The sequence below is a fragment of the Mycobacterium sp. NGS18 genome (assembly GCF_059813185.1).
The window spans coordinates 1-1291 of the sequence record NZ_JCALEC010000033.1; the positions used below are offsets into that span (position 1 = coordinate 1).

At 64.9% G+C, this 1291-nt stretch carries 1 protein-coding gene; it reads left to right on the forward strand.

Going from position 1 to position 1291, the window contains the following annotated elements; genetic code table 11:
* Positions 1-208 precede the first annotated feature (208 nt).
* On the forward strand, positions 209-1279 hold the full coding sequence (locus AC5Y31_RS21785) for an IS110 family RNA-guided transposase (RefSeq protein WP_499982969.1): 1071 nt from the start codon (positions 209-211) through the stop codon (positions 1277-1279).
* Positions 1280-1291 lie beyond the last annotated feature (12 nt).

The following is a 1291-nucleotide window of genomic DNA, read 5'->3' on the forward strand; positions in this document are numbered from 1 at the left end:
GTCAGTGTCAGTGTGAGGTTGCCGCTTGTTGCGGTGGTTGGATCCTGATCACCTGGTGTCTGGCTCGTAGGGTGCCTGCCGCCTTCGGGTTGGCGTTCATGCGTTTTGTCGGCGCCAGGTGTGAAGGACCGGCCGGCGTGACTTGATAGGAGCGTGGCACCGCCCCCACTGAGATTTGTCCGCCGACCGGCCCAACCGTCACCTCACAGTGAAGGAGGCAACCACCATGGTTGTTGTTGGAGCCGATGTACACAAGCGGACTCATACGTTCGTTGCTGTTGACGAGGTCGGGCGCAAGGTCGGCGAGAAGGTCACCCCGGCGACCACTGCCGGGCATGCCGAAGCGGTGATGTGGGCCCGTGAACGCTTCGGGGCCGAGGTGGTGTGGGCGATCGAAGATTGCCGGCACCTGTCGGCGCGGCTTGAGCGCGACCTGCTCGGTTTTGGTCACAAGGTGGTGCGGGTGCCACCGAAGCTGATGGCCCAAACCCGTGCCTCGGCGCGTACCCGCGGCAAGTCCGATCCGATTGACGCGCTGGCGGTCGCGCGGGGATTCCTGCGTGAGCCGGATCTTCCGGTTGCCTCCCATGACGAGGTGTCGCGGGAGTTGAAATTGCTGGTGGACCGCCGTGAAGTCCTTGTGGCGCAACGGACGGCGACGATCAATCGACTGTTGTGGCGGGTGCATGAACTTGATCCCGAACGCGCACCCAAGACACGATCGCTGGGCCTGGCCAAGCACCGGCGGATTCTCGGTGATTGGTTGGCTGGTGTTCCCGGCTTGATCGCGGAGTTGGCCGGCGCCGAATTGGCCGACATCACTCGGCTCACCGAAGAGATCGACACCTTGGGCAAGCGGATCGGTGAGCGCATCCGTGTCGTGGCACCGGAGTTGTTGGCGTTGCCGGGCTGCGGGGAGCTGACCGCAGCCAAACTCGTCGGTGAAACCGCCGGGGTGACCCGATTCAAAAGCGAGGCGGCCTTTGCCCGCCATGCCGGTGTGGCACCGGTGCCGGTCTGGTCGGGCGACACCGCCGGCCGCGTCCGGATGACCCGATCCGGCAACCGACAGCTCAACGCCGCCCTGCATCGGATCGCAGTGACCCAGATCCGCCTCGACGGCCTTGGCCAGACCTACTACCGGCATCGCCTTGCTGCCGGAGATTCCAGCACCGAGGCCCTGCGCTGTCTCAAACGACGCCTGGCCCGCGTCGTCTTCAACCGCCTGCACACCGACCACCACACCCGCCAAACCCCTTGCCAAACGGCAGCGGCTTGACATAGGAGAAAC